At 66.1% G+C, this 3107-nt stretch carries 5 protein-coding genes; 1 reads left to right on the forward strand and 4 read right to left on the reverse strand.

The window, feature by feature from the left end:
• The first annotated feature begins 1 nt into the window (after position 1).
• Positions 2-259 carry an EF-hand domain-containing protein gene (locus AB4Y84_RS17625; protein WP_442250557.1) on the forward strand — a complete coding sequence of 86 codons (258 nt, stop codon included), beginning with the start codon at positions 2-4 and terminating at the stop codon, positions 257-259.
• A gap of 113 nt (positions 260-372) precedes the next feature.
• Here the strand turns inward: AB4Y84_RS17625 and AB4Y84_RS17630 are convergent, their stop codons facing one another.
• The 4 genes from AB4Y84_RS17630 to AB4Y84_RS17645 form a co-directional block, all read right to left on the reverse strand.
• Positions 373-1056: a DUF3108 domain-containing protein gene (locus AB4Y84_RS17630; RefSeq protein WP_025874011.1), complete on the reverse strand. Its 684-nt coding sequence runs from the start codon at positions 1054-1056 to the stop codon at positions 373-375.
• A gap of 2 nt (positions 1057-1058) precedes the next feature.
• Positions 1059-1856 carry a DUF3108 domain-containing protein gene (locus AB4Y84_RS17635; protein ID WP_394196262.1) on the reverse strand — a complete coding sequence of 266 codons (798 nt, stop codon included), beginning with the start codon at positions 1854-1856 and terminating at the stop codon, positions 1059-1061.
• Between the two features lie 68 nt (positions 1857-1924).
• Positions 1925-2581, reverse strand: a complete 657-nt coding sequence (gene purN / locus AB4Y84_RS17640; RefSeq protein WP_394196260.1) for a phosphoribosylglycinamide formyltransferase — start codon at positions 2579-2581, stop codon at positions 1925-1927.
• A partial coding sequence (locus AB4Y84_RS17645; protein WP_442250558.1) for a DUF2238 domain-containing protein occupies positions 2578-3107 on the reverse strand: 530 nt, incomplete at its 5' end. The genes AB4Y84_RS17645 and purN, both read right to left, overlap by 4 nt.

Below are 3107 nucleotides of genomic sequence, written 5' to 3' on the forward strand. Positions count from 1 at the left end.
GATCGTGCTGGCGTGGCTGGGCTATGCCTGGTACGCCAACATCGCCATCACCAAGGGCATCGAGCAGAAGGACATGGACTGGAATGGCGACGGCACGGTGACCCGCGACGAGATCATCCAGTCGTTCTACGCGGTGGCGGTCAACGACAGCCAGGACGGCAACCGCCATTGCCGTACCTTCGTGCGTCGATCCACGGGCGAGCAGATCCGGGTGGACTGCCGCACCGAGTTCAAGCCGGCGGAAGAAACGAAAAAGTGAAAAAAACGCCCGCGAAAGCGGGCGTTTTTTCTGGGACATCCATCCACGCATGGCGTGGATCTACTTTGCGTCCCAGTAGATCCACGCCATGCGTGGATGGCGCGCATCGTCGGTCAGTTCATCGCTTTGATGGTCAGGTCCAGCGCATCGCGGCCGCTCTCACGCTGCAGCATGCGCGCCGGCACCGGGAACTCCGGCACGATCCAGGCAATCAGCTCCTTGTTGCCGTCGACGCGCGAGACCTTGGTCGCCTCGTAGCTCTTGCCGCCAACGGTGACCGATTCCTTGCCCACCACGCGGTAGGTCATGTTCTTGATGCGGCCCTCGTCGACCATGCGATAGGTCAGCGGCTTGCCGGCAGCCAGGTCGCGGGCGATGGCCAGGTTGATCAGCAGCGCGTCCATGTCGCCGGCCTTCAGGGCGATCGGTCCGGCGCGGTCAGGCTTGATGTCGCCGGTCCAGGTGGCCTGGTTGCTGGTCCAGTTGTAGTTGGCCTGCACATTGCGCTTTTTCACCAGCAGCGCAGAGCGGTCCTGACTGCTGAGCGGACGCAGCTGCCCACGCACTTCCTCGAACACGGTGGTCTGGCTCAGGTCCGCCAGCTGGTTCTTGACCTGCAGGCTGTAACGCCACTTGTTGGTGCCTTCGCTGGCCAGGGTCATGCTGCCGTTGGCCTGCATGCCCATGTAGCTGGCGAGGTAGTCGGCCTTGAACGGCTGCAGGGCCATGGCCGGCAGGCTGGCCACCGACAGTGCGGCAGCGGCGATCCAGGTCAGGGGGCGGGTCAGGGTGTTCATGCTCAGACTCCTTGGTATTCGATCAGGCGCAGATCGACGCGATCTTCGCCGTCTTCACGTTGCAGGATGCGCACCGGGGTGGGGACACCGTTGGCGATCCAGAGAATGGTTTCATTGTTGCCGCCGTTGGTGCGATACACCCGCAGCGCGTTGTAGGACAGGTCGCCGACCTCGACGTTCTCGGTCTGCGGCGCGGCCTGGTAATCGTGCTGGCGCACCTTGCCCATGTCGACGTAGCGATAGTGCATAGCCGCGCCGGGACGCGCGTCGCGCATGATCGCCAGGTTGATCAGCAACGCGCTCTGGTCGCCGGCCTGCAGTGGAATCGGCTGGGCGCGCTTCTTTTCCACGTCGCCGCTCCACTGCGCGGTGCCGGCCTGCCAGTTGTAGGTGCCGACCGCCTTCTTGCCAAGGAACAGGCCCTTGCGCACCGTGCTCTGGCTGAGCGGCGCGTACACACCGCTGCGCTCTTCGAACACCGTGCTCTGCTCGATGTTCAGGCCGAGCACGCTGGCAAAGCCGCGGCGGCCGACCACCTGCATGTCCACCCGCCACTGGCTGCCGCCGGTGTGGGTCACCTGCATGGTCGCATCGCCTGCTTCCTTGCCCCTGTAGAACGCCTGATAGGTCGCGCTGAACGGCTGCAGCGGCGGCGGCTCCCAAGCCAGGGCGGGCAGCACCGGCGGTGCCACCTCGGCAGGTGCCGGCGCAGCAGGCGCTGTTGCCTGCCCCCAGCCCGCACAGGCGAGGACGGCAAGCGGCAGCAGCAGAGTTGTACGCAGCAGGGACGTGGTCTTCATGGCCGACAGGAACCGCAGGAGGGGAGCAGGATGCCAGCCCCGCAGTCAGCGGGGCGTGTGCACGGGCGTTACCGGTTCAGGTTTCCGGCGGAATCTAGAGCCAAGGGGCTAAACAGGGGGTGACCGTCGAACGTCGGCTGGCCTTCCCGTTCAGCCAGACGCCCCTCACAGAGCAGCTTCAGGGTGGCGATCAGCAGGGGATGCTCTACCGCAAGCACGCGTTCGGCCAGGGTCTGCGCATCGTCGCCGGCAAGCACCGGAACCCGGGCCTGCGCCAGCACCGCGCCGGCATCCAGTTCCGGCACCACCAGGTGCACGCTGGCGCCGTGCTCGCTATCGCCGGCCTCAAGCGCCCGTGCATGGGTGTGCAGGCCCTTGTGCAGCGGCAGCAGCGAGGGGTGGATGTTGACCAGGCGGCCATTGAACCGCTGCACGAAATCGGCGCCGAGGATGCGCATGTAGCCCGCGCAGACGATCCAGTCCGGCGTGGATGCTGCCAGCGCATCACCCAGTGCCTGCTCGTAGGCGGCGCGGTTGCTGAATTCCTTCGGCGCATGCCCCCAGCGCCGATCCGTTGCCACCCGCTCCAGGGCGGTCGCATCGGGACGATCGGAGAACACGCCGACAATCTCGGCCTGCAGTCGCCCTGCCGCGATGGCGTCGACAATGGCCTGCAGGTTGCTGCCGCGCCCGGATGCCAGCACGGCGATTCGGCAGATGCTCATCGCACCACGCTCCGGCGTACCAGCGGCCACAGCAGCAGGCTGCCCAGGGTCGCCAGCAGCATGTCCGCATGCGCGTCCCACATGTCGCCCTGCTGGCCGTTGTAGGCTTCGGCCGCTTCCGGCGACAGGGCAAGGGCGATGCCCCATTCCAGCCACTCATACACCAGGCTGGAGCACATCACCGCCATCAGTGACAGGGTGAATGCCTGGCCGATGCGCAGCGCAGGCCAGGAATGTCGCGCCAGCTGCAGCAACGCCGGGGTGAAGCAGACGCCATAGAGGAAGTGGATCAGGCGATCGAAGTGGTTGCGCTGCCAGCCAAAGGCCGCATCCGGCGACCATCCCAGCAGCGCCTGCAACCACGCGTCATACGGCACGTTGGAATACAGCCAGCGCGCGGCCACGCAGTGGATGGCGATGAAGCCGCAGATGGCGATGAACGCACCGTTGCCCAGCTGCCAGCGCCGGTCCACCCACCACAGGRCCAGCAGGCCGATCACCGTCAGCGAACTGTGCAGGGTCTGCT

It is taken from the genome of Stenotrophomonas sp. 2YAF22, from assembly GCF_052114665.1.
Lineage (GTDB): Bacteria > Pseudomonadota > Gammaproteobacteria > Xanthomonadales > Xanthomonadaceae > Stenotrophomonas > Stenotrophomonas indicatrix.

Excerpts from the sequence above, each read along its gene's own strand:
- AB4Y84_RS17630 (WP_025874011.1), bottom strand. The coding sequence starts at position 1,056 with ATGAACACCCTGACCCGCCCCCTGACCTGGATCGCCGCTGCCGCACTG.
- AB4Y84_RS17635 (WP_394196262.1), bottom strand. The coding sequence starts at position 1,856 with ATGAAGACCACGTCCCTGCTGCGTACAACTCTGCTGCTGCCGCTTGCC.
- purN (WP_394196260.1), bottom strand. The coding sequence starts at position 2,581 with ATGAGCATCTGCCGAATCGCCGTGCTGGCATCCGGGCGCGGCAGCAAC.